Here is a 24,993-nt window from a genome sequence, read left to right as displayed (position 1 = left end):
TGCAATACGTCATCCTTTATAATCAACTAATGACGTTTTGAGACAATCGGCGATGACAAACAACATGGCTATAACAATGCGGTATGTTGGCAAGCACGGGATCGTCAGACCCCGCGATCTCGAAGCGCTTGGCATTCCGCGCGAATATCTTCTGCGTCTGTACCGGCGAGGCAAACTCAGCCGAACTGGTCGCGGCGTCTACACTCTACCCGACGCGGCCATTACCGAGAGACACTCCTACGCTGAGGTGACGAAGCGAGTTCCGGGAGCTGTTCTATGCCTTCTAACGGCGCTCGCTTTCCACGAGATCACGACTCAGAACCCATCATCGATTTGGATTGCCCTGGGGAAGGGAGCCAGAACACCCGCGCTGGAGTCTCCTTCGCTAAGGATTGCTCGGCTGTCCGGGCCCTCCCTCACCGAAGGGATTGAAACCCATCGTGTCGAAGGCATTTCCGTCCGTGTTTACTCCGCAGCAAAGACAGTCGCGGACTGCTTTAAGTTTCGCAACAAGATTGGCCTCGATATTGCAATCGAGGCTCTACGAGATTGCCTTTCGCAGAGGAAGGCGAGCATCAATGATATCTACCGCTACGCCAAGATTTGCCGCGTAAGCAATGTCATTCGCCCATACATGGAGGCCGTATGACGCGAGAACCCAACAAGAATCCGGCGGCATCCATCCGAGCCAAGCTCCTCTCCCTGTCCCGCGAGAAGGGCGAAGATTATCAGAGAGTGCTCGGCAGATTCGCCATTGAAAGATTCCTCTATAGGCTGGGGATTTCGACCTACAGAGATCGCTTTGTGCTTAAAGGCGCAACGCTCTTTACGCTGTGGACCGGGGAAACACATCGACCGACGAAAGACTTGGATTTGCTTGGCTGGGGCTCCTCTGCCATCACTGACGTTGAACAGGTATTCCGTGACATCTGCGAAATCACGGAGGACGACGGCATTGTCTTTGATAGTCAATCTGTCGAAGGGACGACGATCAAAGAGAACGACGAATACAACGGCGTTCACATCAGGTTTCGCGCTCAACTCGCTGGGGCGCAGATCACGTTGCAGGTCGATATCGGGTTTGGCGATGCGGTTTTCCCGGAGCCGGAGTTGGCGACTTTCCCTGTACTCCTGCCAATGTCAGCGCCGATCATTCGAGCTTACCCACGGGAGGCGTCGATTGCGGAAAAGTTGCACGCGATGGTTCAGCTCGACATCCGCAACAGCCGCATGAAGGACTTTTACGACATCTGGTTCATGGCGAATACCTGGGCATTCAAGTTGGAATCCTTGCGTAATGCAATCGCGTTGTCCTTCCAGCGACGCGGTTCTGCGATGCCGAATGGCGTCCCATTTGCGCTCACCGATGAGTTCTTGACCGATGCACAGAAATTGCAGTTATGGAAAGCTTTTGCGGGACGCCTGAACGTTGGTGATAAAGCTCTTACTCTCGCCGAAGTGGGGGCCGTGCTCCGCGCTTTCCTTGTGCCGTGTCTTTCATCCAAGAGCGATATCGCTCAAGTGTGGACGCCGACCATCGGCTGGCACGAGTCCGAGAGCTAATCACAACTTCACATCGAGCCGCTGGCGCGGCGTACCCTCCGCTCCAGCGTCTGTAAAGGCTCTGCGCTGCGCTCCGACCGCTAGCGCGGCGCTTCGCGGCCTTGACAGACGCCTCCGCTGCGGGTGATTTCCAATTATGAGAAGAATGTATTCTTCTCATGTGTCCAGAAACACATGAAGACGCAACCGTGCCAGAAGCTCCGTACGAATGCTCAATTAGCGAATCGGCCTGTAAGCAAGACTTGAAAATGCCATGGGCGGATGCCTGCCGCTAAGCCAACTTTCCAGTACAGACATCGTCTGAACTTCACTCATTGTTCGACCCAGGTGATAATGAGATATGGCCGACACCGAGGGAAAAATTCGCGATTGGCGGTCTGGTACAACCCAAGCGGAGCGCATGTGCGCGGCTCTCTTGCATCTGGAAGGTTACGAAGACATCGATCCACAGCATCCACTCGGAGGTCCAGACGGTCTAAAAGACGTTCTCTGTAAGAAAAATGGAAAGAAGTGGGTGGCCGCAGCTTTCTTCCCTCCGACCCTACCAACGCTCAAACAGATCAAGGACAAGTTCGCTCACGACTTGGACGGGGTCACAGGCAATGACGCCGATGCGATGGCGTTTTTCGTTAACCAGCATTTGACCATTGGCGAGCGCGAGGAACTAAGGTCACGGTCTCCCAACCACGAGGTAGAGCTCTATCACCTCGAACGCATCCGCGACCTCCTGGACTCCCCAAAGGGATGTGGCATTCGGCTGGAATACTTGCACATCCCGATGACTGAAGAAGAGCAATGGGCGTTTTGGAGCGTGATGAATGCCGATGTTGTCCGGAAACTCGTAGACAACGAAATGAGACGTAATCAGCAAATGACCTCCATGGAGTCAAAAATTGACTTGTTATTGGAACGCTCGATGGCGATTGAGGCAAATTTACGCTCGCAGCGCTCTTTGTTGAGCAAGGCGTCGACCATTGCGACCGCAGTAGAGATGCCAACGGCATCGTTTACGGCGGCTACCGTTTGCTGGATCCACCGGCTCCTAACTGAAGACACCGTTATGCCGGAAGCAGTCAGAGGACGTTTCCGCACTACTCAGAGTTGGATCGGAAAAGCAGGATCAACTTTAGCCACTGCCAGCTATGTTCCTCCTCCTCCGGAAGAGGTCCCGCTCCTATTGGAGCATCTGCTCATCTGGTGGCACCAACGGCACGAGGAGTTGATAGGCCGTCCCAAGTCTGAGGTGGCCACTTCTCTAGCGGACTTGCATCATCGTTTCTTGGCGTTGCATCCGTTCCTCGATTGCAATGGACGAGTTGCCAGGGCTATCACCGACCAAGCTGCACGAGAACTCTTGAACCAAGGTGTCCAGGCGGAGCTTATTGACGACAGCGCCTCTTACTACGAGGCGCTAAGGAGTGCCGATCAAGGTGACCTCGTCCCCCTGACTCAGCGAATCCTAGCTGCCCTTGGCTGAGTACCGAAAATTGCCCTTCTCATCCGCAGACATGCCCTACTCGGCTTTCTACTGTTGCCTAATCACCAATGGGTATTTCGAACCCCTATTGCCCTGGAAACGCGCTTTGGCCTATTAGCAGTAGTCAAGATTCCGTGGCAACATCACCAGCAAACCCAAGCGATTATCCGGGACTAATCCTCGCCGGCTACTTATCTGACCGCAGCAATAGGTGCGGCATACAGAGGAGCTAGACCTTCAGACACCCTTGAGAAGATCCACCAGCGTTTATATACGAGCGTCCGCAAATGCTGAAGAGGCTGCAATGTTCTCCAGCCATCTTGGCGTTCGAGTCCAATCTGCAATCGAGCTACGGCGTTATGTACTTTGTCAAAGAGGAAGCCATAATGAACTTCCCATCTGGTGTAGTACTCAGAGTTTTAGCCGTGATCAATTTATCCACTGTCTTATCATCGGTATGCAGGATGAGAGCAACATCGTCACGACTGATCAATGCGGGAAATGTTGTCAGATTCTGTAAAGCGTTGTAGTCGAGCTTATTGGACGCAATTGGCAATTTAGTGTCGCTGGTCGAGTAGAGAAAGTGTTTCGAGAAATTACTAGGGTCCTTTTTCCAATTAGAGAATGCGATGCTTGAAATTTCAATCGTCGTGATGTTCGGATCGGTTTGGAGCATCACTTGTCCGTTTTGTATGCCAAGCAAGGAGGTGGGGGGGCTGGCTATAGGGTTCGCTTGAAAATACCAGCCAAATTTCTGGTTACCGTTGGTGTTGTCAATATACGCATATTGATAGGCAGTTGTTTTCGGAGGGAACAGGGAGTCAAATAAAACTTTTACTCCAGAAGCGGCGGCTGTGAGCACGGAACCTCCAGCAGGTAGCGCAGGTGCTATTGATGCGACTGCACTATTGACGCCGCCTGCTACCGTGTCGGGCACCTGAGGTTTGGCAGCAGCCGTCGTTGTTCCTGGAAGCAGCCCGATTATCTGGAAGCAGGGTCCCGGCGTACAAGTCAGCTCTTTTCCGTCCTTGCCAAGTCCCTTCAAGGTAAAAGTGATATCCATCCACTCTAATTCATTGTCACCACTAACATTCTTGATCGCATCTGGATTGCTTGATAGATCTTTTCCTTCCGGGGTCCTAAGCGGTGTGGCTGAAATTGCTAGGAGAATAGAGGGATAGTTGAGCTTCGATGCCGGAGCTGCTGGGATATTCGTGATGGCGGTACTTCCGGACGGTACTACGGCAGTCCCATACGGGCCGGGTGTTACGTTGACGGTGACTCGGGCCCATTCTTGCTTACTAGGGTCTGTTATAGGTGAGGTCAACTGTGTGAGGGAACTAGTCTTCTCGCCAATCGGTGCAACAACCTCTTGTGGGGCCAATCGTACTTCTTGGGCGAGAATGCTAAGGGGTGTCGTTAACGTCACAATAGAACATGACAAGGCCAAAGCTCTGCTGAATGCTTGCATGATTGCTTCTCCAATTTGTGGTGGGGGCCGGAACCAGAATGGTAAGCTCAAGTATTGTAGTGTGCAAGAGAATAATCTGGCGTCGTCCTTCCCACCTGCCCTATCCTGCCATCGTCATTGCCCAAGCAAACCAATCAACAACTTTTCAGCTGGCATCAAATCGCCAAGGCACTTATTGAGTCTCGCGGGGGGACAAGAGTGACAAGTTGCCACTCTAAAAGGGCAATCTAAATGACCGAATCTGATGCCGCGAACTGTGCCCAAACTGTGCCCAAACATCCCGAATGACCCCTCACAGAACCGCATGGAACCGCATCGTCAAGTCCGCTAAGTCGCTGTAAACACTGTATTTTCAATATGTAGGAAGTAGGGGATAGGGACTCAAAATCCGCCGAGGGCAACCTCGTGGGGGTTCGACCCCCCCTCCCGGCACCAAGATAAAAACTTGAAGAGAAATATCACCGATTGGCCTCTCGATTCTGAGAGGTCAAAGTAGTTTATTGGCTGTTTGATAGGTTGGGTCATACCTTTTGATTTCGTATGGTCCCGTACATCCAGCGATCTGTTTCGAGAATCGCCTTCAGTGCAAGATTTGCTTCTTAGGGAATCCGCCAGGCTCGTGATTGCCGACCGCATCGATAGCCTAGAAGAAGATCCTTCCCCGGAAGGTTACAAACACCCTCTGGATTGGCCTTCTCCAAAAACTGCACGCACGCACCTCAGATCCTGTCACCATTCGCCTCTTTGCGTCTCTCATGTGCATCCCGGCTGCTTCTGCATGAGCGGAAGTGGTCCGGGGATTCAAAAAGGAGAGATGATGGCGATCCATAAAGTTCTTTACACGGCAAAAGTTCATACAGCAGGCGGGCGGGATGGAGGCTCGGCGAAAAGCGAGGACGGGAATCTGGACCTTGAACTATCCTTGCCTGGTTCGAAGCATGCCGGCGTCAACCCCGAGCAGTTGTTCGCGGCTGGATGGTCTGCATGCTTTCTCGGAGCACTCGCAATTGCGGCAGCCAAGCAAAAGATAACCCTGCCTGCTAACCGCTCGGTCGATGCAGAGATCGATCTTGGCACGGGAGAAGGCGGATTCCTGCTTGCCGCACGCCTGTCCGTCAATCTCCCCGGCATTGCAAGTGAGGATGGTGAGCGGTTGATTGAGGCTGCGCATCAGACCTGCCCTTATTCAAAAGCGGTGCGCGGAAACATCGAGGTTGCCGTCTCACTCGCGTGAACCGCGACCGGTGATTCGAAACGACTCGCACAAAACATCGGCAGGTGACCCCGCTGAGGTGCTTTGCAGTCAACAGCGATTTGTCCCGTTGAGAACCTACTCTCGCGGAAGGAGATGGCGCATGAATCGGAAGGTGAGTCTTGTGAAGCAGAGAGCCTTCCAGGCCCTGCTGTTTGTGGGCGTTGTGAGTCTATCCCTCCGCGGGGTCATGTTGAACCCGAGAGGAGTCTACGCCACGGCGAGTGTCGCGCAGAACGTTTCCCCCGGGAACAGCCTGCCGTCGGGATATCGGGATTGGCGGCTCGTCTCGATCGCTCACGAGGCCGGCAACCTGAACGACCTGCGCGCGATCCTGGGCAATGACCAGGCGATCGAGAGCTACCGGGCTGGAACGCTTCCGTTCCCTGATGGAACGATCATCGCTCGTCTGGCCTGGATCTATACGCCCTCGGAAGAGAACAACAAGGTCTTTGGGAAGGAGCAATCGTTTGTGGCCGGTACTCCCACCAACGTTCAGCTCATGGTCAAGGACTCGCAACGATACGCAGCGACGGGTGGGTGGGGATTTGAGCAGTTCGATCACGGCAAAGCCGCCAGTGCTGAGGCGACCAGCGGTTGTTACGCCTGTCATGCTCCGGTCAAGGATCGCGACTATGTCTTCACCCGGTACGCTCCATAGCGAACGTCCCCACATGCGTCCGCGACCTTCCCTCGGGTGCAACGCATGTCGGCGGGTGCGACTCCGCATACGAGCAGGGAATCGAAGGATGCATGTTCAAGAGCCCCTGCCAAGGCTCACTTGGTCCGCAATAGTCCGGGACCGAGCGACGCCTGCAACATCACGCGAGCACGATGCAGACGCGTCTTTACCAGAGCGATGGATATCTTCAAGGTTTTGGCTGTTTCGAAGGTCGTCAACTCCTGCATGACGCGCAGAACGAAGACTTGCCGATAGTCCTCTGAGAGTGCCTCCATGGCCCGCAATAAGGTGCGGCGTAGTTCCTGTCTTTCCAGAGACTGTGCAGGAGTTTCCCCTGCATCGGAGACGTTGCGCGTCACGGTCGAGCCGTCAAGAAGGGAATGATCGAGGGACTGCATGGGAAAAGAGGAACTGCGACGCAACCGGTTTCTCGCTTCGTTGATCGTGATCCCGATCAACCATGTGCTGAACCGCGAGCGCCGCTGAAAGGTATGCAGCTTGATAAATCCCTTCAAAAGGCTCTCCTGCGCAACGTCTTTGGCATCCTCTTCGTTCTTCATGTGCGAGAAGGCGATCCGATACAGGCGAGTCTGGTAGGGAAGGATGAGGGTGCCATAGAGATGCGTGCTCCCACACAGGATTGCAGAGATCATCTCATCTTCAGAGAAGCTGCCGCCAATGCGAAGCGCTAACTCTTGTCCGCCTGCCCATGTTTGATCCCTTGAGAGTCCAAGCGAGAACAGAGATGGAATCGATTCGGTCGTATTCGTGGAAGGGTGTAATGCTTGCATAGCGATGAGCCGATACTAAGAATTCAGCCGAATCGGCACAATCCTGTATTGAGCCGGTTTCCGTTACTCAATCGAGTAGCGTCGTTTCAATGCCTGCGCTCCATGACGATCACCGAGGGCAGAGAGTCGAGTTCATCGATCCCGCACTTCCAGTCGGCGGCGCCCGAACATCCGTGCGTCGATGGACCACATCCCCGGCCCGGTCATCGCAAGCGCGATGCTCACCGTCCCCAGCAGGAGCGAGCCCTGCACGCTCTCGGCACCATAGACGATCCCGATCATTTCGAAAACCCCGAGCAGTATCCCGGCCACCGGTGTCCAAAAGCCAATCAGCAGCAACGCGCCCAGAATCGCGGGCACAATCAATAGGGCAACGTGTCTTTGATGCGACTGAGCCGCCAGGCCCGGCACGCCGGAATGGATAAGCATCGATCCTGCGACGAGCCGCAAGAGAAGAAGGCCTGCGCCAGGCCATCCGTTCGGAAACATGGAGAACAAGCGCTGCAGTGGGTCGACCTCCGCCTACGCAGAACACTAGCAGCGGCATGCCGTGGATCCAACCCCCGAAAGCTCATGGATTCCTACCCTTTGGGGTAGGTCACAGCTCGAGGATCCCGCGTTTCAGGGCTATGGTCACAGCGTGCGTGCGGTCATTGGCGTTCAGCTTCGAGAGGATATTCTTCACATGCATCTTCACCGTATCCTCGGAGACCGACAGCTTGTCGGCGACGATCTTGTTCGAGTTTCCACCGGCGATCAATCGCAGCACGTCGATCTCCCTGCTGGTCAGACTACTGTCCGTGGCGTGTTCGGCGAGTTGAAAGGCAAGCTCGGGTGAAATGAATTTGCGCCCCGCCTGGACGGCGCGGATGGTCTCGAGAAGCTCTTTGCGAAGCAGACCCTTCAGCAGATACGCGCGCGCCCCTGCCTTCAGAGCCCGCAGTACTTCCACGTCACCCTGGTAGGTCGTCAGCACAACAATCTTCGCCTCGGGGAACTCTCCGAGGATCGCCGTCATGGCTTCAATGCCGTTCATCTCGGCCATACGCAGATCCATCAAGGTCACGTCCGGACGATGGGCTCTGAACTGCTCAATGGCTTCGCGTCCGCTCGAAGCTTCGGCGACGATCCGCATGTCGGGTTGACTGCCGATTAGAGAGGAGACTCCTTCGCGAAGAAGAAGGTGGTCGTCGACAGTAAGAATGCGGATCAGTGTATGGTCTGTGGTCATGGTCGTGTAGCGCTTCCCCTGCGGAACGGCCAAAGAGACGAGCGTTCCTGCGATGCTTCGTACGCGAGACGGGCTGAGAGCTTCAACTCAACTTCCGTACCGGCGCCTGTCTTGCTCCATAGATTGAATTGCGCATGAATGCGTTCCGCACGTTCCTTCATCCCGACGATACCCCAATGTCCCGGCCGGTTGCCATCGCGGAGCGTTTCAGGATCGATCCCATCCCCATTGTCGCGGAAGCGCAGCCGCAGGTAGGAAACTCCATACGTAATCTCCGTCTCGATATGATCGGCGTTGGCGTGAAGAAGCGAGTTCCTCAAGGCTTCAAGGCCAATGCGGCAGATCTCCTCGGTCAGCAGCGGATGGATCGACTGAGGCTCACCCTCGGTCAGCAGAGAAAGCGCAGGCATTGTCCTATGCCCGCCGGAGTTTTCTTCCTTCAGCCGTATCATCATCGCGTTCATCGTCTCAGCGAGATCGCTCGTAGAACCCTTCGTGGACCGAATGTTCTGGATCGCACCGCGACCTTCGCTGATGGCTTGATCGGCTCGTTCGAGTGCCCCGTCGAGTGTAGCCTTCGCTTCCAGGGGACGGCTTGGCAGCAGCTCATCCACGGTCTGAAAGCGAAGCATCAGGCCCTGGAAGCTTTGCAGCAGTGTGTCGTGCAGCTCCTGGGCGATGCGTGTTCGCTCCGCCAGCCTCTCCTGGAAGTTGAGATTCAACTGACGCGTCAGTCGATACACCCGCAGCTGGTAAAGCAGAACGAACGTCAGGCCGAATGCCGTGACGCAAAGGGCCTGAAACCACCATGTCTGCCAGAAAGCCCGATCGACGACGAAGGGCAGGCTGGCTTCCGAGCCATTCCAGAATCCTCCACCGCTCGAAGCGATCACGCGAAAGCGATACGTGCCGGGCCCCAGGTTCTTATAGATGACATGCCGCATCCCGGTCGCGTCACTCCAACTCTGGTCCGAGCCGTCGAGCTTATAGCGAAACTCCATGCGTTCCAGATCGGACAGGCTTGTGCTCGCAAACGTGAACGTGATGCTGCGCGTCCCCGGCGCAATCTTCGGTAAGCCCTTGAGCGTGACGTCTACTCCATCCGCGGTCATCGATCGGATGCGTGCTGCAATCGGTCTCGTATCGCTGCTTAGAATATGCTGCGGATCGGCAACCACCAATCTGGAGTTCAAAGAAATCCAGATCCGGCCCATGCCATCGCTCGTCATGGAACGGTCGCGGCGTGTTCCGTCCAGTCCCTGCAAGCCATCCGAAGCGCCGTAGGACTGCAGATCCGACCCGGCCACCGAGCCGGACAAAAGCAGATCGCGGTTCACCTGAATCACATGATCAGAGGTCGTAAACCACAGCGAGCCCAGGCCGTCTTCCGTGATGCCGGAGATCTGTTCCCGCAAGAGTTCGGGCAATGCGTGCATCAGATGGATGCTTCCCGAAGAGAGATAGGCCAGCCCCCCGTGAGTCGCGATCCATACCGTGTCTTTCGAGTCTTCATAGATCGACTCGATCCCGGAGGCTGGCAAGCCATCCCGCGCAGTCCATGCGGTCCAGCGACCATCCTTGAAGGAGTCCAGACCGGCCGAAGTCGCAAACCACATCGTCCCGTCATGGCCCTCAGCGATGGACTTCACATCATTCGACGAAAGCCCATTCGCCGTGGAGAAATTCGTAAAGCGTCCATCCTTCAGTCTGCTGACACCGGCGCTCACCGTACCGGCCCAGACCGTTCCATCTTGATGCGCATGCACCGAATACACGGTATTCTGCGCGAGGCCTGCGCGCTGGGTAAAGGTGCGTGCGGTCACCCGCCCGCCATTCACGGAGAGCCCGGTAAGCCCGCCTCTCTGCCGCCCCACCCAAACCTCGTCGCCGCTGCCACTGATGGAATACACGACATCATCGGTCAGGCCGGCTGCGGTGATCCGCGTGGTGTGCCCGTCCTTCAAAAAGTAAAGTCCTCCGGAGAGCGGCGCAAACCAGGTGCGGCCATCGTTGTCGATAGACAAGGGACCGATAGCCTGATGCGGTACGCCCTGCTCGCCCGCATAGGTTGTAAATGCGCCATCGCGCAGGCATTCAATCCCGTGTGCACCTCCATACCAGAGGCTCCCCTCGTGATCCACATAAACCGCGGTGACTTCGGAACCTTCCTCGTTGCTGAGAAGATCGAACGACGCAGCTCCCGATGCCGTAATCCGAAGGAGACCGCGATTCGTCCCGATCCAGAGGTTCCCGCTCCTGTCCTTGGCCAGGGCCAGAATCGCAAGATGCCTCGTCAACGAGGAAAAATCCGCGGCCACCGTACCCCGCGCGGTAAGCAGCAAAAGACCGCTTTCGGTGCCAACCCAAAGCCCGCCATCGTTGGACTGCAGCAGGGAATCGACCTTCTTGCCGCCTAGCGCCCCCGACCGATTGGATACGCTTCCGCCAAGGGTTCGAGAGAGCCCACCCTCGCGCGTAGCGGTCCAGACCGCACCGTCCCGCGTCATCGCCAGCGATGTCACCGTCCCCGGAAAGCTCTCAGCCCCCGCCACCGTCTCAAACGTTCGGTTGCGATAGAGGAATGTGCCGCCACCCAGTCCCGAGAGAAGCATCCCGTTCGCCTCGTCGGAAGCCATCGCGGAAAAGAGAAACGCACTCTGCGGAATCTGCGCACTGGCATCTTCAAAGACGCCGTCGCGATACCGCAACAAACGAGGACCATCCATCCTGATCCAGAGATTGCCTTCGCCGTCGGAGACCAGGCTGCGGATGGCGCCAAGGGGCTCTGCGTTGCGCAACGGCTGTTGCATCAGGGTAAACGTGAATCCGTCGTATCGCAGCAGTCCGCGTTCGGTTCCAACCCAGAGATAGCCATCGTTGGATTCCCCAATCGCGTGGACCTGTCCACCGAGAAACCCCTTCTCGGCGTCCCACCTCTCATGGATATACTGCGACATCGACTTCGTACGATCCAGCGCCGCACCCGTCTGCACCAGGCAGAGACCCAACAGCATCGCCACGGCCCACGTCCATGGTCGGCAGATTCGAATCAGCCGTCTACGGAAGATATTCGAACTTTTCAACCACCACCTCGGTCGGCAGTCTGGAGGGATTCTTGGAGTGCTGAAAGTCATACAGATCCATGTGGACCTTCTCGCTCGCCGGCACCGGAACGCCTGAGGTAAACACCTTTTCGCTAACCAGCTTCTGTCCGGTACCCAGAGCCGCGCCCCGTGTCGTCTGGAACGTCACCTTGCCGGGCTCCCAGCGAAACGAGTGCGTAAGCTCGCCTGCCGGTGCCATAAAGCGCGACACATTCTCCGGAACGAAGAACGGCTGAACGACATATTGTGCGTTCTTGCTCGCGGCATTCCCCCACCGGCTCAGCTCGATATCCAGTTCATTGGTGCGGTTCTCGTTCGCGCTCAGCTCATCGAACGTGAACAGTCCCACCGTGGCGGAAGGGTCAAGATGCGCGCTATCCTGCACCACAAACCGATACAGGCCATACCCAAGACTGCGCTCCAGGGAAACCTCGGCGCACGACAGCTTTCCATTGCGGCTCATCATGCGCAGATGCAGATAGCCCTTCGCATCCACCCACGCGTTATCCGGATCGTACGAATTCGTCACTCCGCCCCGGTCGTTATCCGAAGTGTTCACCGTCCAGTCGTATCCGCTGAAGTGAAGCACCTTGGGTATGATCGTCTCGCTGCCCTCTCCCTTCAGGGAGGTCACAGCCAGCACACCGTTCCCGACGGCCGGCAGCGCCGCCAGCCGCAAAGCCGGATGGAAGCCCGGTTCCACCAGCAGCGCCGCATACTCGATCCCCAGGTGCGTGGAGTTCTTCCAGACCTGGTCGGGCTGAATCGTCGTCAGGGGGTTGTTGGCGAACGGCTGCAGCCACCAGACCCCGCTCCGGGCATACAGCACGACATGGTCGCCGGGCTCAGCGTCGCTCACGCTGCCTGCCAGGTAGCCCATCTTCTGCGGTCCACCCAGATCGGCCTTGGGGACTTCGGTGATGGTGATCTTGGGGCGATGGTCGCGGCTCGGCTGATGGCATCCTGCCAGCAAAACCAGACAAACGCAGACAAGGATCCCCGCTCGTTTCCGGCCAAAGGAAGTCATCGGTATGAGATGAGTCATAGGCATCCGCCAGACCGAATCCTCGCTGGAAGTCCGGATACGCCGCACCGGCACCGGTAGTGTACACCGCAGCCGGATCGAAGCAGTCTAACCCGCCGCAAAGTCCAGGCCTCAAGCGTACTCATATACGGAAAATCTGGCTCAGCCAGGCCCACCCCGGTCCCCGGAAGGTACGATCAAGGCAGCGTTACCTACGGGAGAGAAGGAACAACGATGGAGATCAAAAAGATTGGCACGCAGCCTTCCGGCACAGGCCCGGCAGACTGGTTCACGGGCACGGTTCGGATCGATCCGCTCTTCCAGGCGCCCGACCCCGCACGCGTAGCCGGAGCCGCGGTCACGTTTGAGCCAGGAGCACGCACCGCTTGGCACACGCATCCCCTCGGGCAGACGCTCATCGTCACCGCCGGCTTCGGCCGCGTGCAGCGCGATGGTGGACCCGTCGAAGAGATCCGCCCGGGCGATGTCGTCTGGTTCTCTCCCGGAGAGAAGCACTGGCACGGAGCCTCACCCACCACGGCGATGACCCACATCGCGATTCAGGAGCGTCTCGATGGCAAAGTGGTCGATTGGATGGAGCACGTCACCGACGAGCAGTATCGAGCGTAGGTCCACATCAGCGTAGATCCACATCAGCGTAGGTCCACGGAGAACGTAACCCTCCGGTCGAGATCCTGCCCTTCCTGCATCTGCTCACTGTTTCCCGGCTGCTTGTCACTCAGTCCCGCGGCGGACAGAAGACTGGCATCGATGCCGCGTGCCACGAGAAAGCGGACGATCCAGTCCGCGCGATTCTTGCTCAACGCGTCATTGCGCGCCGAGGTGCCGGTACGATCCGTATGGCCAAACACCTGGATATGGACATAGCGCCTCTGCCGGCTCGCATCTGTCGCCAGCTCCTGAATCTGGTCGCCGATCGTATCCAGCAGCGCAAGCTGGTCGATGGGCAACGTCGTGGAGTCGACCTGGAAACGAACCGCCACCTTCCGCAGCGCGTCTGCTTCGTTGTTCAGCCTTCGCACATTGGCGAATCGCGGATCGAGCGAATAGTACGGCTCCCAATGCTCGGAAACCTGCGTCGGCGAAAGGTCATACTTCCCCAGCAGTGATATCGGGTCGATCGCCATCGGATCCCGCAACCCCCGTACCGACAGGCTCGTCCAGTCGCGTGTCTCCTCAATCACGACGATTCCTGGCTGATGCCGCAGCCTCTGGATGTAGTCGTTCCAGATCAGGGCGCGCCGAAAATAGAAAAATGTAGCCGCGCAAAGCAAAGCCAGCAGCACCACTCCGGCAATCTTGAACTTCAGGTAAGACTGCTGTTTCTTCGGCTTCTTCACCTCTTCGACCAGGCACTCCCCCAGGCTCTCCTCGAGCCCCGGAATGGCTTGCCCGGTCGTCTCGAACCGTGCCATGCCCACCTGAAAGTTCCGGTGAATATACTCGACTTGCCGCACCAGCACATCGCGCAGCCCGGCCTTTGGCTGTCCGCTGATCACGGCAGCCAGCAGGGCGATCGGTCCATGCTGCAGCCAGATCTTGAACTCGCCTACCTGGATCACGTCGAGATCGGCCTGCTGGTTCGAGGTAAACGAATCGCGGACGAAGTCCTGGATGGCAGTCAACATCCCGACCACCATGTCCGAGTCCTGCAGCAGGTTCGCCTGGTTCGTCACCTGGCCCAGCAAAAGACCCGTAGTGCGATGGATCACGTAGATGTGCTCGACGCGGTACGAAAGGCTATGCGCCAGCGCCACCTCCGCGAAGTTCTTCCCCGTCCTCCACGCCTCGATGCGCCACCCGATGCGCTCGGCCGAGAGGCTGTTAGCCAGCAGCTCGTTCGTTGAATCCATCATCTGCTGCACGGCTTGTCCAACAGCCTTGCGGACCGCCTCGCCGATCATGGGGAAGAGAATCCCCGCCATCATCGACGGATTCTCCTCCACCGAGATCCTTAGCGCATCTTCCACAACCGGGGAGAGCACCTTCCTGATCTTCGGATCCTTCTTCGACTCCGTCGCAAGGGAGCGTGCCACCACGTGACTACTCTGCACCGCGTCCGCCTCGAGCTTTTCGAGCCGCTCGCGATGATCGCGCAGATCCCGGATATACTCGCCAACCAGCAGCTCCTGCAGCTCGGAGAAGTGCGTCTCGGAGTCAGGGCGGATGGCGTCATACACCGATGGGCGTTCTCGTGCCAATCATTACTCCGTGGGATGAACGTCGTCTTTTTCCAGCTGCGTTGCCAGTTCGCGCATCAGGTCCGAGATCACCGCGCGATCCGCCTTGCGCGCATGCAGCTCGGAGACCCGTGTCTCCATCAGGCCGCGCACGCTCTCGTGTCGAAGACCGATCTCATCGAGCAGCTTCCGCGACTCGTTCATCAGGTCGCGCCGTACCGCGCTGTCGCCCTCGTTCATCGCAAGGTTCAGATCGCCAAGCCGCCGCGCCAGGCTCGTCAGCGCGCCCTTCATCTCCAGGTCGTGCGCCTCGAACGCCGACATGCGCTCCTCGCGTTCATCGCGAATCCGCTCCGCCAGGGCCTGCGTCTCGCTATGGAAAAAAGCCTCCAGCGACTCCACCCGGCGCCGCAGCAGATCCTTCATCTCGAACACTTCGCGGGCAAGGCCATCCTCGAGCCGCGCAAAACGCGCTTCATTGCTCTTGGTCTGCGACCCGAACAGGATATCCCGCACCTTTTCGATGCTTGCCTTCGGATCGGCCGGCGCGTGGTTGTCATACGAGTTGGGCTGGCCCGCCGCTTCTCCGGCTCCATCATGGTTGTACTCAGACATAATGATCTAGCTCCCGCTGTGTGTGTCGTTCAATCGTTCCAGTTTCGTCGCGACGATGACCCGGTTACGGCCCTCTTTTTTCGCGCGATAGAGAGCCGCATCCACCGACTCCAGAATCTGCGCCATGGTGCGATACCCATCCGGTTGCCGGGTATACGCTCCCAGGCTGGCCGTCACGTAAGGACCGACCTCGGAGTTCTTGTTCGGAAAATCCAGTGCACGAACCGCCTTATTGATGGTGGTCGCAATCAGAAACGCATCCGCGGCCTCGGTGGCTGGAAGCAGAACCGCGAACTCTTCGCCGCCGAAGCGCGCCACCATATCGGTCGGGCGCCGCACCGTATCCGCCAGCACCTTGGCTACCGCCCTTAAGCAATCATCGCCAACCGAATGTCCATAAGTATCGTTCAGCACTTTGAACTTGTCTATATCCATAAACAGCACGGACAGCGGCTCGCCCGTGCGCATGGAGCGGTTCAACTCCAATTGAAACGTCTGGTCGAAGTGACGGCGATTGTAGAGACCCGTCAGACCGTCGCGAATCGAGAGCTCGCTCAACCGGTCGTTCGCCGCCTGCAACGCCGCCGAGGACTTCTCCAGCTCCCCCTTCAGCCGCTCGATCAACTGCAACTGGATCGCCGTCTGGTGCGCATAAAGCTGCCACCGCTGCCGCTCTTCGTACAGGTCGTTGGCAGAGCGAATTACGATCAACTGCCTGCCATCGATCACGGCGGCAAACGCCAGCAGATGAACCTCCTCGTTCGAGGAGTTTGTCTGGGTCCAGAAGTCCGATTGCAGCCGCCCAAGACTTCCCCCTGCCCAAAAGGCAACCGCCTCGTTCAGGAAGACCTCCAGAAAGGGCAGCAGAGACACCACCTCGACAGCACGCGGGTCGGCCTCCGACAACGCGTCGAGCCATGGTGGAATCGCGCTGACGATGCGAACATCGTAACCGCTCACCTCCAGCGCCACGCAATCCATCGCGGCCAGCAGCGAGGCAAGGGAACCAGAGGCGGGATCGAGATTAGGGTTCGTCACTGTCTGCACCGCCTGCCTGGAGAAGCCGCGACGCAAGGTCGGAGAAGATCTGTTCCACGCCCTGTCCGTCCTTCGCGCTGGTCAGCCGCACGTCCCACCCGGTCGCACGAAACTCTTCGACATCGGCCGAGGTCACAGTCCAGTCCGCAATCAGGTCGGCCTTGTTCACCGAAACAATAAAGGGAACCGTCCCCAGGATGCCAACGACCTCTTGATGCAAGCGCGTCGTCGCCAGCAGCGTCTCACGCCGCGTCCCGTCCGAGACCAGAATGAAGCCCGCCGCGCCCTTCACCAGAGACACCTTCAGCGCACTCACCGCCGACTCACCCGCCAGATCCCACAGCACGAGAGTGACCTCCTCATCGCCGACCGTGACATCCTTCTTATCGATCTTCACCCCAACCGTCGTGTGATACTTGTCCGAAAAGATGCTGCGCACATACCGCGCCACCAGGCTGGTCTTGCCGACGCCGAACTCCCCAATGATGCAGATCTTCTTGTGAATACTCATCGACCGCTCCACCCCGTGGAGGGTTCAACCGTCATGGAATCGCTGGAGGACGAACAGGATTGCTCTGGAGAATGTTCGTGGTGGCGTGCGCTCTTCAAGTTCATCGGGGAGAAGGGGATCCCTTGCAGCATACCATCGGCTGCCGACCATCCTCCGCGCGGGGCAACGCTAAATTTAGACACTTCCAAAAGTAACTGGCGGTAATGGTTACCATCCCATCACCGCCAGCCTCCTACGAATGTGCTGTATCGCTATACCGACAGGCTCAACACGCGATTCAGCCGCTGCACAAACGCAGCCGGATCCTGAAGAGGCACGCCCTCCATCAGCAGGGCCTGCTCGAAGAGCATCCATGCCGCGTCCTGGGCGATCGCGTCATCGGGCCGCGCCAGCAGTTTCTTCACGATCTCGTGGTCTGGGTTGATCTCGAGCGTCGGCTTCGGCAGAGGAATCTCCTTCTGGCCCATCGCCCGAAGCATCTGCTGCATCTGCAGCGAGGGCTCTTCCTCATCGGAGACGATGCACGAAGGGCTGTCGGCCAGCCGCACCGACGCCCGCACATCCTTCACGCGGTCGCCAAGCGTAGCCTTCAACTTTTCCAGCAGAGGCTTCAGCGCCTCAGCCTCATCCTTGGCCTCTGGACTGTCGTCCTTCAGGTCTTCGCTGGTGGAGGCCTTGTTCACGGCCTTCAGGTCGATCTCGCCATACTTCTCGATCCCGGAGAAGACGATCTCGTCGATCTCGTCATCCAGGATCAGCACCTCGAGACCCTTCTTCTTGTAAATCTCCAGCAGAGGTGACGTACGCAGCAGGGACTCCGACCCACCCGTGATGTAGTAGATGCTCTTCTGTTCGCCCTGCATGCGTGTCTTCACATCGGCCAGGCTGGTCAGGCCTTCCACTGCGGTCGATTTGAAGCGGATCAGCTCCAGCAGCGCCTCGCGGTTCGCATAGTCGCCGTACAGACCTTCCTTCAGCGGCCGGTTGTACTCCTGAATGAACTCAAGGTACTTCTCCGGCTGGTTCAGCGAGATGTTCTTCAACTCCGTCAGAATCTTCTTCACGCTCGCCGTGCGGATGCTGGTCAGCACCTTGTTCTGCTGCAGAATCTCGCGGCTCACGTTCAGCGGCAGGTCTTCGGAGTCGATGATCCCGCGCACGAACCGCAGGTACTGCGGCAGAAGCTCCTTCGCATCGTCCAGGATGAAGACGCGCTTCACATACAGCTTCACGCCCACCTTGTACTCGGCCTGGTAGAGATCCAGCGGAGCCTTCGACGGAATATAAAACAGCGTCGTGTACTCGAGCGAGCCTTCAGCCTTGGTATGGAACCAGAAGAGCGGATCGTTCGAATCGCCCGAGATGGACTTGTACAGTTCCTTGTAGTCCTCGTCCGTCAGCTCGCTCTTCGACCGCCGCCACAACGCGCTGGCCGCGTTCACCTGCTCGGTCGTAAGCACCTTGTCGGACTTCTTTTCTTCGGCGTTCCACTCGCTCTTCTCGTAAGTCAGGAAGATGGGGAAGGCGATGTGGTTCGAGTACTTCTTGACCACTTCCTTCAGCCGCCAGCTATTGGCATACTGCTTGCCCTCGTCGTTCAGGTGCAGGATGATCGTGGTGCCAGCGACATCGCGCTCTGCGGGCTCGATATCGAAGCCGCTCTTGCCATCCGAGGTCCAGCGCCATGCCAGCTCTTCACCAGCCTTGCGCGAGACGACCTCAATCTTGTCCGCAACCATGAACGCGCTATAGAAGCCCACGCCGAACTGTCCAATCAGGTTCGAGTCCTTCTTGGCGTCGCCGGAAAGCTGGTTGAGGAAGTTCTTGGTGCCCGACCGCGCAATCGTGCCGAGATGCGAGATCAGGTCCTCTTCGTTCATGCCGATACCCGTGTCGCCGATCGTGAGGGTCGATTTCTCTTCGTCGAGACCAAGTGCAATGCGCGGATCGAAGGGGAGGTTCTTGAACGTCTCGTCGGTGAGCGTCAGATGGCGGAGCTTATCCAATGCGTCGGACGAGTTCGAGATCAGTTCGCGAAGAAAGATCTCCGGGTGCGAATACAGCGAGTGGATGATGAGTTGCAGGAGTTGACTGACTTCGGTTTGAAATTCTTGCTTTGCCATAGCCTCCATTATAAAAACTCCTGTCAAGCGTGCCGCGTTGACGGTCCCCGGTCACTGTGTTCCGATCAAGAGAGTGAACCGAAAGCCAGCATTGCCGGTGGACGCGATTCTGCCGGGTGTGCTCGAATCCCTGCGGACCACGCCCAGCCTCGTCATCGAAGCCCCTCCAGGAGCCGGGAAAACCACCCGCGTCCCACCCGCTCTCCTCGGCCTGGTTCCGGGCGAGGTTATCGTCCTCGAACCCCGCCGGATCGCTGCCCGCCTCGCCGCCCGCCGCGTAGCCTGGGAGATGAATGAGGAGGCCGGCGAGACCGTCGGCTATCAGGTCCGCTTCGAAGAAAAGATCGGCCCCCGTACCCGCCTCCGCTTCGTCACCGAAGGCATCCTCAATCGACGCTTCCTCACCGACCCCACCCTCAAGGGCGTCGACGCCGTCGTCCTCGACGAGTTCCACGAGCGCCACCTCGACAGCGACCTCGCCCTCGCCCTGCTCAAGCGCCTCCAACGCACCCGCCCCAACCTCCTCATCGTCGTGATGTCCGCGACCCTCGACGCCGGACCCATCGCGGCGTATCTCGGCAACTGCCCCGTCCTCCGCTCCGAGGGACGCCTCTATCCACTCACCATCCGCCATATCCCTTACTCCCCTGAGCCCCTGCACATCCAGGTCCGCAAGGCCGTCGCCACCCTCAACGCCGAGGGCCACACCGCCAACATCCTCACCTTCCTGCCCGGCTCTGCCGAGATCCGCCGCGCCATGCGCGAGTGCGAGAGCCTCCCCGGCCTCACCGTCCTCCCACTCCACGGCGACCTCACCCCCGCCGAACAGGACCGCGCCGTCCTCCCATCCGCTTTGCCTGGATTCAGGGAACGCAAGCTGATCCTCGCTACCAACGTAGCCGAGAGCTCCGTCACCGTCCAAGGCGTAAGCGCCGTCATCGACAGCGGCCTGGTCCGCCGAGCCACCTACTCTCCCTGGACCGGCCTTCCCACCCTCGAAATCGGCCGCATCAGCAAGGCCTCCGCCACCCAGCGCGCCGGCCGCGCCGGCCGGACCGGCCCCGGCCAGGTCCTTCGTCTCTACACCGAGAACGACCTCTTCCTCCGTCCCGGCCACGACACCCCCGAGATCGCCCGGACCGACCTCTCGCATCTCCTCCTCACTCTTCGCGCCATGAAGATCGCCCACCTCGGCGATCTCGACTGGCTCGACGCACCCCCAGCCGACGCCGTAGCCAGCGCCGAATCTCTCCTCGACCGCCTCGGCGCCAACGCCGCCATGGCCGAACGCCTCGCCCGCTACCCGTTGCCTCCACGCCTCTCCCGCATCGTCGTCGAGTCCCTCGAACGCGGCGTTGGCGAAGATGGATGCCGCGCCGCCGCCCTCCTCGGCCTCGGTGCCCGCAGCGAAAAGAGCGATCTCCTCGCCGCCCTGGACCTCCCGCCCGACCCGCGCCTCCGCCAGCACATCGAACAGCTCCTCCGCATGGCCCGCCCCTCCAAACAGGATCACCACAACGACGAAGCCCTCCTCCTCGCCATCCTCTCCGGCTTTCCCGACCGCGTCGCCAAACGCAAAGCAGGGAAGCAGGTCCTCCTCGCCTCCGGCATCACCGCCGAACTCGCCGGCGAAGTTCCCACCTATGAGTTCATGGTCGCCCTCGACGTCGAAGACCGCAAAGAAAACCCCATGCCCCTCGTCCGCACGACCGCCCGCATCGAGCCCGACTGGCTCCTCGATCTCTTCTCCGACCGCGTCGAAGAGCAGGCGACCATCGTCTGGAACCGCTCCAACGATCGCGTCGAACGCGTCAGCGCCCTCGTCTACGAAAAGCTCGTCCTCGAAGAGACTCGCGGAGCCGCCTCCGAGACCGAGGCCGCCGACATGCTCGCCGCCAAAGCCCTCGAAGTCGGCATCGAGCAGTTCGTCGACCGCGCCACCCTCGAACACTTCACCATGCGCCTCGAGTTCGCCGGCTTCGAACCGCCCGACATCGCCGGAACTCTCCGTGAGCTCTGCCTGGGCCTGCAAAGCTTCGGCGACCTGAAGAAGGCCTCCCCAAACTTCATGCCCTTGCTCGAAGAACGCTCCAACGCTCGCCTCCTCAACGAAGTCGCCCCCCTGAGCATCCGCCTGAAGAATGGCCGCCCAACCAAGGTCCACTATGAGCAGGGCCGTCCCCCTTGGATCGCCTCGCGCCTGCAGGACTTCTGGGGCATGAGAGATACCCCCAAAATCGGCCCCGACTCGATCCCTCTCACGGTCCACCTGCTTGGCCCGAACCAGCGCGCCCTCCAGACCACCACCGACCTGGCCGGCTTCTGGGACCGCCTCTACCCGCAACTCCGCCCCGGCCTGGCCCGCAAATATCCCAAGCACCAATGGCCCGAGAAGAAGGCGTAACGTTCCTCCTGGCCGAATGGATCTCCCAATGCTCGGCGATGAAGCGTGTTCTCGACCATCGGGGAGAGCCACGCGAAGCTGTAAGAAGGCGTGTGAACGCCCACCGCCCGCGCAGGGCGCCTTACGCCTGGTGATCCCCGTCGCTCAGCCGCCGATGGAAAAAGTTGAACACCAGACCCATCATGCTGTGCGCCAGATCCGGGTCGTACCGCAGTCCTTCGTCGCGCAGAAACGCATGCGCTCCATTCACCTCGATCCAGCTCATCCGCGTCCCGACTTCATTCAGCTTCGCCTGAATGATCGTGCGGCCCTCCAGCGGAACATGCGGATCCTGCCGCCCCCAAACCATGAACATCTCACCCTTGATATCGGCCGTCCGCGCCAGCGAGTCGTCCTTCATCCCCGCGCCCAGTGAAGCCTTGTGCAGGTCCGTCGCATAGAAACAAACCGTCCCCAGCACCTCGGGGTTGAACGCCGCCCGCCAAGCCAGATGACCACCCAGACAAATCCCCATCGCCCCGATCTTCCCATTACAGTCCGGCCGCGCCAGAAAATGGTCGATCACAGCCCGTGCATCGGCGTCGTAGCTGGCCACCTCCTTGCGATACTTCAGGTCGTTCCCCCGGTCCGATCCCGCCTGGTCATACGGGAACACCTCGCCCGCCGGAACGAACTCGTGATAAATCTCAGGAATCGCCACGATATATCCATGCCCCGCCAGCATCGCGGCGGTCCGGCGAATCGGAGCCGTAGCCTGGAAGATCTCGGAATAAAGAAGGATGGCCGGATAACGCCCCGGCGAGGCAGGGCGCAGAATATGCGTGCGCATGGGGCCATAGGGCGTGGAAAGTTCTACGTGTTCGCCGTCAAGAATAATCATGCAAATATCATAGGCTCGAACGTTCTCCTGTTAGCGAATACCATAGTCACACGTCAGAAGAATCAAAGGCTCGTGGAGGGTAGAGATGCGCAAGATGGTCTGGATGGGTGTGGTCTGTTTCATGGTGGCGCTCAGTGTGCCTTCCGCGCCGGCGCAGGTGGCCTTGGATAACGCCTCCGTCAGCAAAATGGCGAAGGCAGGCCTCGACGAGGCGCTCATCCTCTCCATGATCAAGGCCCAGCCCGGCACCTACGACCTGACCCCCGATGCCCTCATCGCCCTGAAAAAGAACGGCGTCACCGATCGCGAAATCGAAGCGATGACCGCCAAAGGGCCCGCGGCGACCCTCAACGACTACGATGGCCTGGACATCGGCGTCTACTACAAGACCCCCAAGAACCCGACATGGACCGAGGTACCGTCCGAGAAGGTCTACGCCAAGAGCGGCGGAGCCCTCAAATCGCTCGTCACCAACAACATCATCAAGCAGGACATGAACGGCCGGCTCGACGGCGCGACCAGCAAGCTCGGCGTCTCCATGCCCTATGAGTTCCTCATCGTCACCCCCGACGGCATGGCCGGAACCGACTTCACACTCGTCGACCTCGACCTCAAGAAGGACGCCCGCGAGTTCCGGACCAAGACCGGCGGCGTCTTCCATTCCAGCGAAGACGTCGCCCGCAACAACGTCCCATTCGAGCAGAAACGCGTCGCCCCGCACACCTTCCTCGTCATCCTCCCCAAAGGCATGGGCAAGGGCGAATACGCCTTCCTCGCTGCTGGCCTCACCGGCTCCTCCGCCACGGGCTCCAAAGGCAAGGCCTATACCTTCCACGTCATCGAATAACGTCATCGCCAGAACCGCGAGACGTCTGCTAACTAATCCTTTAGTACCTTCGTCTCATACCCAGAGGGAACTGACGGACGATGCCTCCGAAGCGATCCATTACGTTGACCGAAGCGGAACTCCGGCTCATGCGCGTGCTCTGGCAGCGCGGCGAGTCTGCTGTTTCGGACATGGTGGCGGCCGTCGCCGACGCCACGCCCCTCGCCTACACCTCTGTTCTCACCACGGTCCGCGTCCTCGAAAGAAAGGGATACGTCGTCCACCGTCAGGAGGGCCGCGCCTTTCTCTACAGCGCATGCGTCGCCCAGCACGAGGCCGGAAGATCCGAGGTCAGCCACCTCCTCAGCCGCTTCTTCGGCAACTCCCGCGAAAAGTTGATGCTCGCCCTCCTCGGCGATGAAGAGATCTCCGCCGAGGAGTTGCAGCGCATGAAGCAGGCCATCGCCAGCGCGGCGGATGACCTGCCGGAAGGCGAGGCGTGCTAACGATGCCTCTTCTCCTCGGAACATTCGCCCATCTCTTTGCCCTCGCCGGCTCGGCGCTCGTGGCCTCCGCCTGGGAAGGCTGTGTCCTGGTCGCCGCCGTGGCCTTCTCCCTGCGCCTTCTGCCCGGAATCCCCGCCCGAGCCCGCTCTCTGGTCTGGCTCGCCGTCATGATGCTCGTGGTGGCCCTTACCTTCGTCCACGCCTCCCACGCAACCGGCGAATCCAGCAACGGAGGCATCCAGATCGGTCTCGGCTGGACCCTCGCACTCGCCGCCATCTGGCTCGGCTTGTCCGCCGTCCGCGCAGCCCGCCTGCTCTGGAGCGCCGCGCTCCTCCGCGGAATCGCGACCCGTGCGCGTCGCCTGGCCGTGTCGCCCGAAATCACGCATCTCCTCAACGGACGAGCCATCGTCTGTGTCTCCGATGAGGTCAGCGTGCCCAGCGTGGCCGGCTTCTTCGCCCCCCGCATCCTTATCCCCTCCGGAATCGTCGACCGCCTCTCCGAACAGGATCTCCGCCAGATCGTCGTCCACGAGCGCGAGCATCTGCGTCGCGGCGACGACTGGGTCAACCTCCTGCAGAAGCTCAGTCTGGTCCTCTTCCCGTTGAACCCGGCCCTTGTCTGGGTAGAGCGCCGCCTCTGCGCCGAGCGCGAAATGGCCTGCGACGATGCCGTACTCAAGGCCACCGGCTCCCCCAAGGCCTATGCCAGTTGCCTCGCCAGTCTCGCGGAACACACGCTCGTCCGGCGCGGCGTCTCGCTGGCTCTCGGCGCATGGGAGCGCAGGCCCGAACTTGCCCGTCGCGTGGCCCGTATCCTGGCGCGTCCCCAGGGCGAGATGCGGCGCTCCCGCGCTGTAGTCGCCGCCATGCTGGTCGGCGTCGTCGCGGGCGGCGGAGCGCTCAGCCGTTCGCCCCAGATCGTCCGCTTCGCAAGCTCCGTGGACGCCCCGGTCGCAACTCTCCGCCCCATGGCCTCGGATGGCGCCCATATGGTCCTCGCCTCGGCCGTCGTGCCCATCCGTCACGACGGTGGTCTGGTCGGCGATGGTATTGTCCCCGCCCCGAAGCCCATGGCGCATAAGCCTGAGCGCAGGCGTTCACGCCCGGCGCTCTCGCCCACGGTGGCTCAGGATCGGGCAGCGCAGCCCGACCCCGAGGCCCGGATGGTCACCGTCCGTGTCGACGCCGCTTTGCCTGCGCGGCGCGTCCTCCTCGCCTTCGACGAGGACTCTCAGATTTCGTACGCGGCTGTTCCGGTTCGGAACGGCTGGCTCATCTTTCAACTCTAACC

22 protein-coding genes are annotated in these 24,993 nt (G+C 59.4%); 10 read left to right on the top strand and 12 right to left on the bottom strand.

What is annotated here, in order from left to right; translation table 11 throughout:
• Positions 1 to 52 precede the first annotated feature (52 nt).
• From BM400_RS16245 to BM400_RS16235, 3 genes are all read left to right on the top strand, one after another.
• Positions 53 to 649, top strand: coding sequence for a type IV toxin-antitoxin system AbiEi family antitoxin domain-containing protein (locus BM400_RS16245; protein ID WP_175529062.1), 597 nt, complete (start codon positions 53 to 55; stop codon positions 647 to 649).
• Entirely contained in the window at positions 646 to 1,563 is a 918-nt protein-coding gene (locus BM400_RS16240; RefSeq protein ID WP_089840681.1) for a nucleotidyl transferase AbiEii/AbiGii toxin family protein, read from the top strand. Before BM400_RS16245 ends, BM400_RS16240 begins: the two co-directional genes overlap by 4 nt.
• A 340-nt stretch (positions 1,564 to 1,903) precedes the next feature.
• Complete coding sequence (locus tag BM400_RS16235; RefSeq protein WP_089840679.1) at positions 1,904 to 3,040, top strand: Fic family protein; 1,137 nt, start codon at positions 1,904 to 1,906, stop codon at positions 3,038 to 3,040.
• A gap of 349 nt (positions 3,041 to 3,389) precedes the next feature.
• Here the strand turns inward: BM400_RS16235 and BM400_RS21755 are convergent, their stop codons facing one another.
• Positions 3,390 to 4,511, bottom strand: a complete 1,122-nt coding sequence (locus tag BM400_RS21755) for a hypothetical protein (RefSeq protein ID WP_141223970.1) — start codon at positions 4,509 to 4,511, stop codon at positions 3,390 to 3,392.
• Between the two features lie 814 nt (positions 4,512 to 5,325).
• On the opposite strand from BM400_RS21755, the gene BM400_RS16225 reads away from it, so the two are divergent.
• Both BM400_RS16225 and BM400_RS16220 read left to right on the top strand, forming a co-directional pair.
• Positions 5,326 to 5,745 carry an organic hydroperoxide resistance protein gene (locus BM400_RS16225; protein WP_089840675.1) on the top strand — a complete coding sequence of 140 codons (420 nt, stop codon included), beginning with the start codon at positions 5,326 to 5,328 and terminating at the stop codon, positions 5,743 to 5,745.
• Between the two features lie 121 nt (positions 5,746 to 5,866).
• A complete protein-coding gene (locus BM400_RS16220; RefSeq protein WP_245781912.1) occupies positions 5,867 to 6,424 on the top strand; it encodes a cytochrome P460 family protein in 558 nt (185 codons plus the stop codon).
• A 116-nt stretch (positions 6,425 to 6,540) separates the two neighbouring features.
• Here the strand turns inward: BM400_RS16220 and BM400_RS16215 are convergent, their stop codons facing one another.
• The 5 genes from BM400_RS16215 to BM400_RS16195 all read right to left on the bottom strand — a co-directional run bounded on the left by BM400_RS16215 (position 6,541) and on the right by BM400_RS16195 (position 12,598).
• Positions 6,541 to 7,098: an RNA polymerase sigma factor gene (locus BM400_RS16215; RefSeq protein ID WP_175529061.1), complete on the bottom strand. Its 558-nt coding sequence runs from the start codon at positions 7,096 to 7,098 to the stop codon at positions 6,541 to 6,543.
• Between the two features lie 270 nt (positions 7,099 to 7,368).
• Positions 7,369 to 7,665 (bottom strand): DoxX family protein, encoded by a 297-nt coding sequence (locus tag BM400_RS16210; RefSeq protein WP_089840670.1) that lies wholly within the window; start codon positions 7,663 to 7,665, stop codon positions 7,369 to 7,371.
• Positions 7,666 to 7,834: 169 nt separating this feature from the next.
• Entirely contained in the window at positions 7,835 to 8,467 is a 633-nt protein-coding gene (locus BM400_RS16205) for a response regulator (RefSeq protein WP_089842043.1), read from the bottom strand.
• Entirely contained in the window at positions 8,464 to 11,481 is a 3,018-nt protein-coding gene (locus BM400_RS16200) for a sensor histidine kinase (protein ID WP_245782002.1), read from the bottom strand. The genes BM400_RS16205 and BM400_RS16200 overlap by 4 nt, the downstream gene beginning before the upstream one ends.
• A gap of 43 nt (positions 11,482 to 11,524) precedes the next feature.
• Entirely contained in the window at positions 11,525 to 12,598 is a 1,074-nt protein-coding gene (locus BM400_RS16195; RefSeq protein ID WP_245781910.1) for a glycoside hydrolase family 16 protein, read from the bottom strand.
• Between the two features lie 231 nt (positions 12,599 to 12,829).
• Here BM400_RS16195 and BM400_RS16190 point away from each other — a divergent pair, with 231 nt between their 5' ends.
• Positions 12,830 to 13,225 carry a (R)-mandelonitrile lyase gene (locus BM400_RS16190; protein ID WP_089840667.1) on the top strand — a complete coding sequence of 132 codons (396 nt, stop codon included), beginning with the start codon at positions 12,830 to 12,832 and terminating at the stop codon, positions 13,223 to 13,225.
• A 23-nt stretch (positions 13,226 to 13,248) separates the two neighbouring features.
• Here the strand turns inward: BM400_RS16190 and BM400_RS16185 are convergent, their stop codons facing one another.
• The 5 genes from BM400_RS16185 to htpG form a co-directional block, all read right to left on the bottom strand.
• A complete protein-coding gene (locus BM400_RS16185) occupies positions 13,249 to 14,817 on the bottom strand; it encodes an OmpA family protein (RefSeq protein ID WP_141223969.1) in 1,569 nt (522 codons plus the stop codon).
• Positions 14,818 to 14,820: 3 nt separating this feature from the next.
• On the bottom strand, positions 14,821 to 15,411 hold the full coding sequence (locus BM400_RS16180; RefSeq protein WP_089840662.1) for a hypothetical protein: 591 nt from the start codon (positions 15,409 to 15,411) through the stop codon (positions 14,821 to 14,823).
• 6 nt (positions 15,412 to 15,417) lie between these two features.
• Positions 15,418 to 16,449: a GGDEF domain-containing protein gene (locus BM400_RS16175; RefSeq protein WP_089840660.1), complete on the bottom strand. Its 1,032-nt coding sequence runs from the start codon at positions 16,447 to 16,449 to the stop codon at positions 15,418 to 15,420.
• Positions 16,436 to 16,960 carry a Rab family GTPase gene (locus tag BM400_RS16170; protein ID WP_217644116.1) on the bottom strand — a complete coding sequence of 175 codons (525 nt, stop codon included), beginning with the start codon at positions 16,958 to 16,960 and terminating at the stop codon, positions 16,436 to 16,438. Before BM400_RS16170 ends, BM400_RS16175 begins: the two co-directional genes overlap by 14 nt.
• 251 nt (positions 16,961 to 17,211) lie before the next feature.
• The gene (gene htpG / locus BM400_RS16165) at positions 17,212 to 19,083 is read right to left on the bottom strand and encodes a molecular chaperone HtpG (protein WP_089840656.1); all 1,872 of its coding nucleotides are present in this window, start codon (positions 19,081 to 19,083) and stop codon (positions 17,212 to 17,214) included.
• Between the two features lie 73 nt (positions 19,084 to 19,156).
• Here htpG and BM400_RS16160 point away from each other — a divergent pair, with 73 nt between their 5' ends.
• On the top strand, positions 19,157 to 21,487 hold the full coding sequence (locus tag BM400_RS16160; protein ID WP_245781909.1) for an ATP-dependent helicase C-terminal domain-containing protein: 2,331 nt from the start codon (positions 19,157 to 19,159) through the stop codon (positions 21,485 to 21,487).
• A gap of 121 nt (positions 21,488 to 21,608) precedes the next feature.
• Here the strand turns inward: BM400_RS16160 and BM400_RS16155 are convergent, their stop codons facing one another.
• Entirely contained in the window at positions 21,609 to 22,367 is a 759-nt protein-coding gene (locus BM400_RS16155; RefSeq protein ID WP_089840654.1) for a dienelactone hydrolase family protein, read from the bottom strand.
• Positions 22,368 to 22,452: 85 nt separating this feature from the next.
• Between BM400_RS16155 and BM400_RS16150 the strand changes: the two genes are divergently transcribed.
• From BM400_RS16150 to BM400_RS16140, 3 genes are all read left to right on the top strand, one after another.
• The gene (locus BM400_RS16150; RefSeq protein ID WP_089840650.1) at positions 22,453 to 23,214 is read left to right on the top strand and encodes a hypothetical protein; all 762 of its coding nucleotides are present in this window, start codon (positions 22,453 to 22,455) and stop codon (positions 23,212 to 23,214) included.
• A gap of 80 nt (positions 23,215 to 23,294) precedes the next feature.
• The gene (locus BM400_RS16145) at positions 23,295 to 23,699 is read left to right on the top strand and encodes a BlaI/MecI/CopY family transcriptional regulator (RefSeq protein WP_089840648.1); all 405 of its coding nucleotides are present in this window, start codon (positions 23,295 to 23,297) and stop codon (positions 23,697 to 23,699) included.
• Positions 23,700 to 23,701: 2 nt separating this feature from the next.
• On the top strand, positions 23,702 to 24,991 hold the full coding sequence (locus BM400_RS16140; protein WP_089840646.1) for a M56 family metallopeptidase: 1,290 nt from the start codon (positions 23,702 to 23,704) through the stop codon (positions 24,989 to 24,991).
• Positions 24,992 to 24,993 lie beyond the last annotated feature (2 nt).

Origin of the sequence: Granulicella pectinivorans (assembly GCF_900114625.1) — a bacterium.
Classification (GTDB): Bacteria; Acidobacteriota; Terriglobia; order Terriglobales; family Acidobacteriaceae; genus Edaphobacter; species Edaphobacter pectinivorans.
The sequence above is the reverse complement of the archived record's forward strand: the minus strand, read 5'-3'. Positions and strand labels throughout refer to the sequence as shown.

Excerpts from the sequence above, each read along its gene's own strand:
- BM400_RS16245 (WP_175529062.1), top strand. The coding sequence starts at position 53 with ATGACAAACAACATGGCTATAACAATGCGGTATGTTGGCAAGCACGGG.
- BM400_RS16140 (WP_089840646.1), top strand. The coding sequence starts at position 23,702 with ATGCCTCTTCTCCTCGGAACATTCGCCCATCTCTTTGCCCTCGCCGGC.
- BM400_RS16170 (WP_217644116.1), bottom strand. The coding sequence starts at position 16,960 with ATGAGTATTCACAAGAAGATCTGCATCATTGGGGAGTTCGGCGTCGGC.
- BM400_RS16180 (WP_089840662.1), bottom strand. The coding sequence starts at position 15,411 with ATGTCTGAGTACAACCATGATGGAGCCGGAGAAGCGGCGGGCCAGCCC.
- BM400_RS16220 (WP_245781912.1), top strand. The coding sequence starts at position 5,867 with ATGAATCGGAAGGTGAGTCTTGTGAAGCAGAGAGCCTTCCAGGCCCTG.
- BM400_RS16235 (WP_089840679.1), top strand. The coding sequence starts at position 1,904 with ATGGCCGACACCGAGGGAAAAATTCGCGATTGGCGGTCTGGTACAACC.
- BM400_RS16240 (WP_089840681.1), top strand. The coding sequence starts at position 646 with ATGACGCGAGAACCCAACAAGAATCCGGCGGCATCCATCCGAGCCAAG.
- BM400_RS16190 (WP_089840667.1), top strand. The coding sequence starts at position 12,830 with ATGGAGATCAAAAAGATTGGCACGCAGCCTTCCGGCACAGGCCCGGCA.
- BM400_RS16200 (WP_245782002.1), bottom strand. The coding sequence starts at position 11,481 with ATGCTGTTGGGTCTCTGCCTGGTGCAGACGGGTGCGGCGCTGGATCGT.
- BM400_RS21755 (WP_141223970.1), bottom strand. The coding sequence starts at position 4,511 with ATGCAAGCATTCAGCAGAGCTTTGGCCTTGTCATGTTCTATTGTGACG.
- BM400_RS16225 (WP_089840675.1), top strand. The coding sequence starts at position 5,326 with ATGATGGCGATCCATAAAGTTCTTTACACGGCAAAAGTTCATACAGCA.
- BM400_RS16215 (WP_175529061.1), bottom strand. The coding sequence starts at position 7,098 with ATGATCTCTGCAATCCTGTGTGGGAGCACGCATCTCTATGGCACCCTC.
- BM400_RS16210 (WP_089840670.1), bottom strand. The coding sequence starts at position 7,665 with ATGCTTATCCATTCCGGCGTGCCGGGCCTGGCGGCTCAGTCGCATCAA.
- htpG (WP_089840656.1), bottom strand. The coding sequence starts at position 19,083 with ATGGCAAAGCAAGAATTTCAAACCGAAGTCAGTCAACTCCTGCAACTC.
- BM400_RS16150 (WP_089840650.1), top strand. The coding sequence starts at position 22,453 with ATGCGCAAGATGGTCTGGATGGGTGTGGTCTGTTTCATGGTGGCGCTC.
- BM400_RS16155 (WP_089840654.1), bottom strand. The coding sequence starts at position 22,367 with ATGATTATTCTTGACGGCGAACACGTAGAACTTTCCACGCCCTATGGC.
- BM400_RS16195 (WP_245781910.1), bottom strand. The coding sequence starts at position 12,598 with ATGACTTCCTTTGGCCGGAAACGAGCGGGGATCCTTGTCTGCGTTTGT.
- BM400_RS16145 (WP_089840648.1), top strand. The coding sequence starts at position 23,295 with ATGCCTCCGAAGCGATCCATTACGTTGACCGAAGCGGAACTCCGGCTC.
- BM400_RS16205 (WP_089842043.1), bottom strand. The coding sequence starts at position 8,467 with ATGACCACAGACCATACACTGATCCGCATTCTTACTGTCGACGACCAC.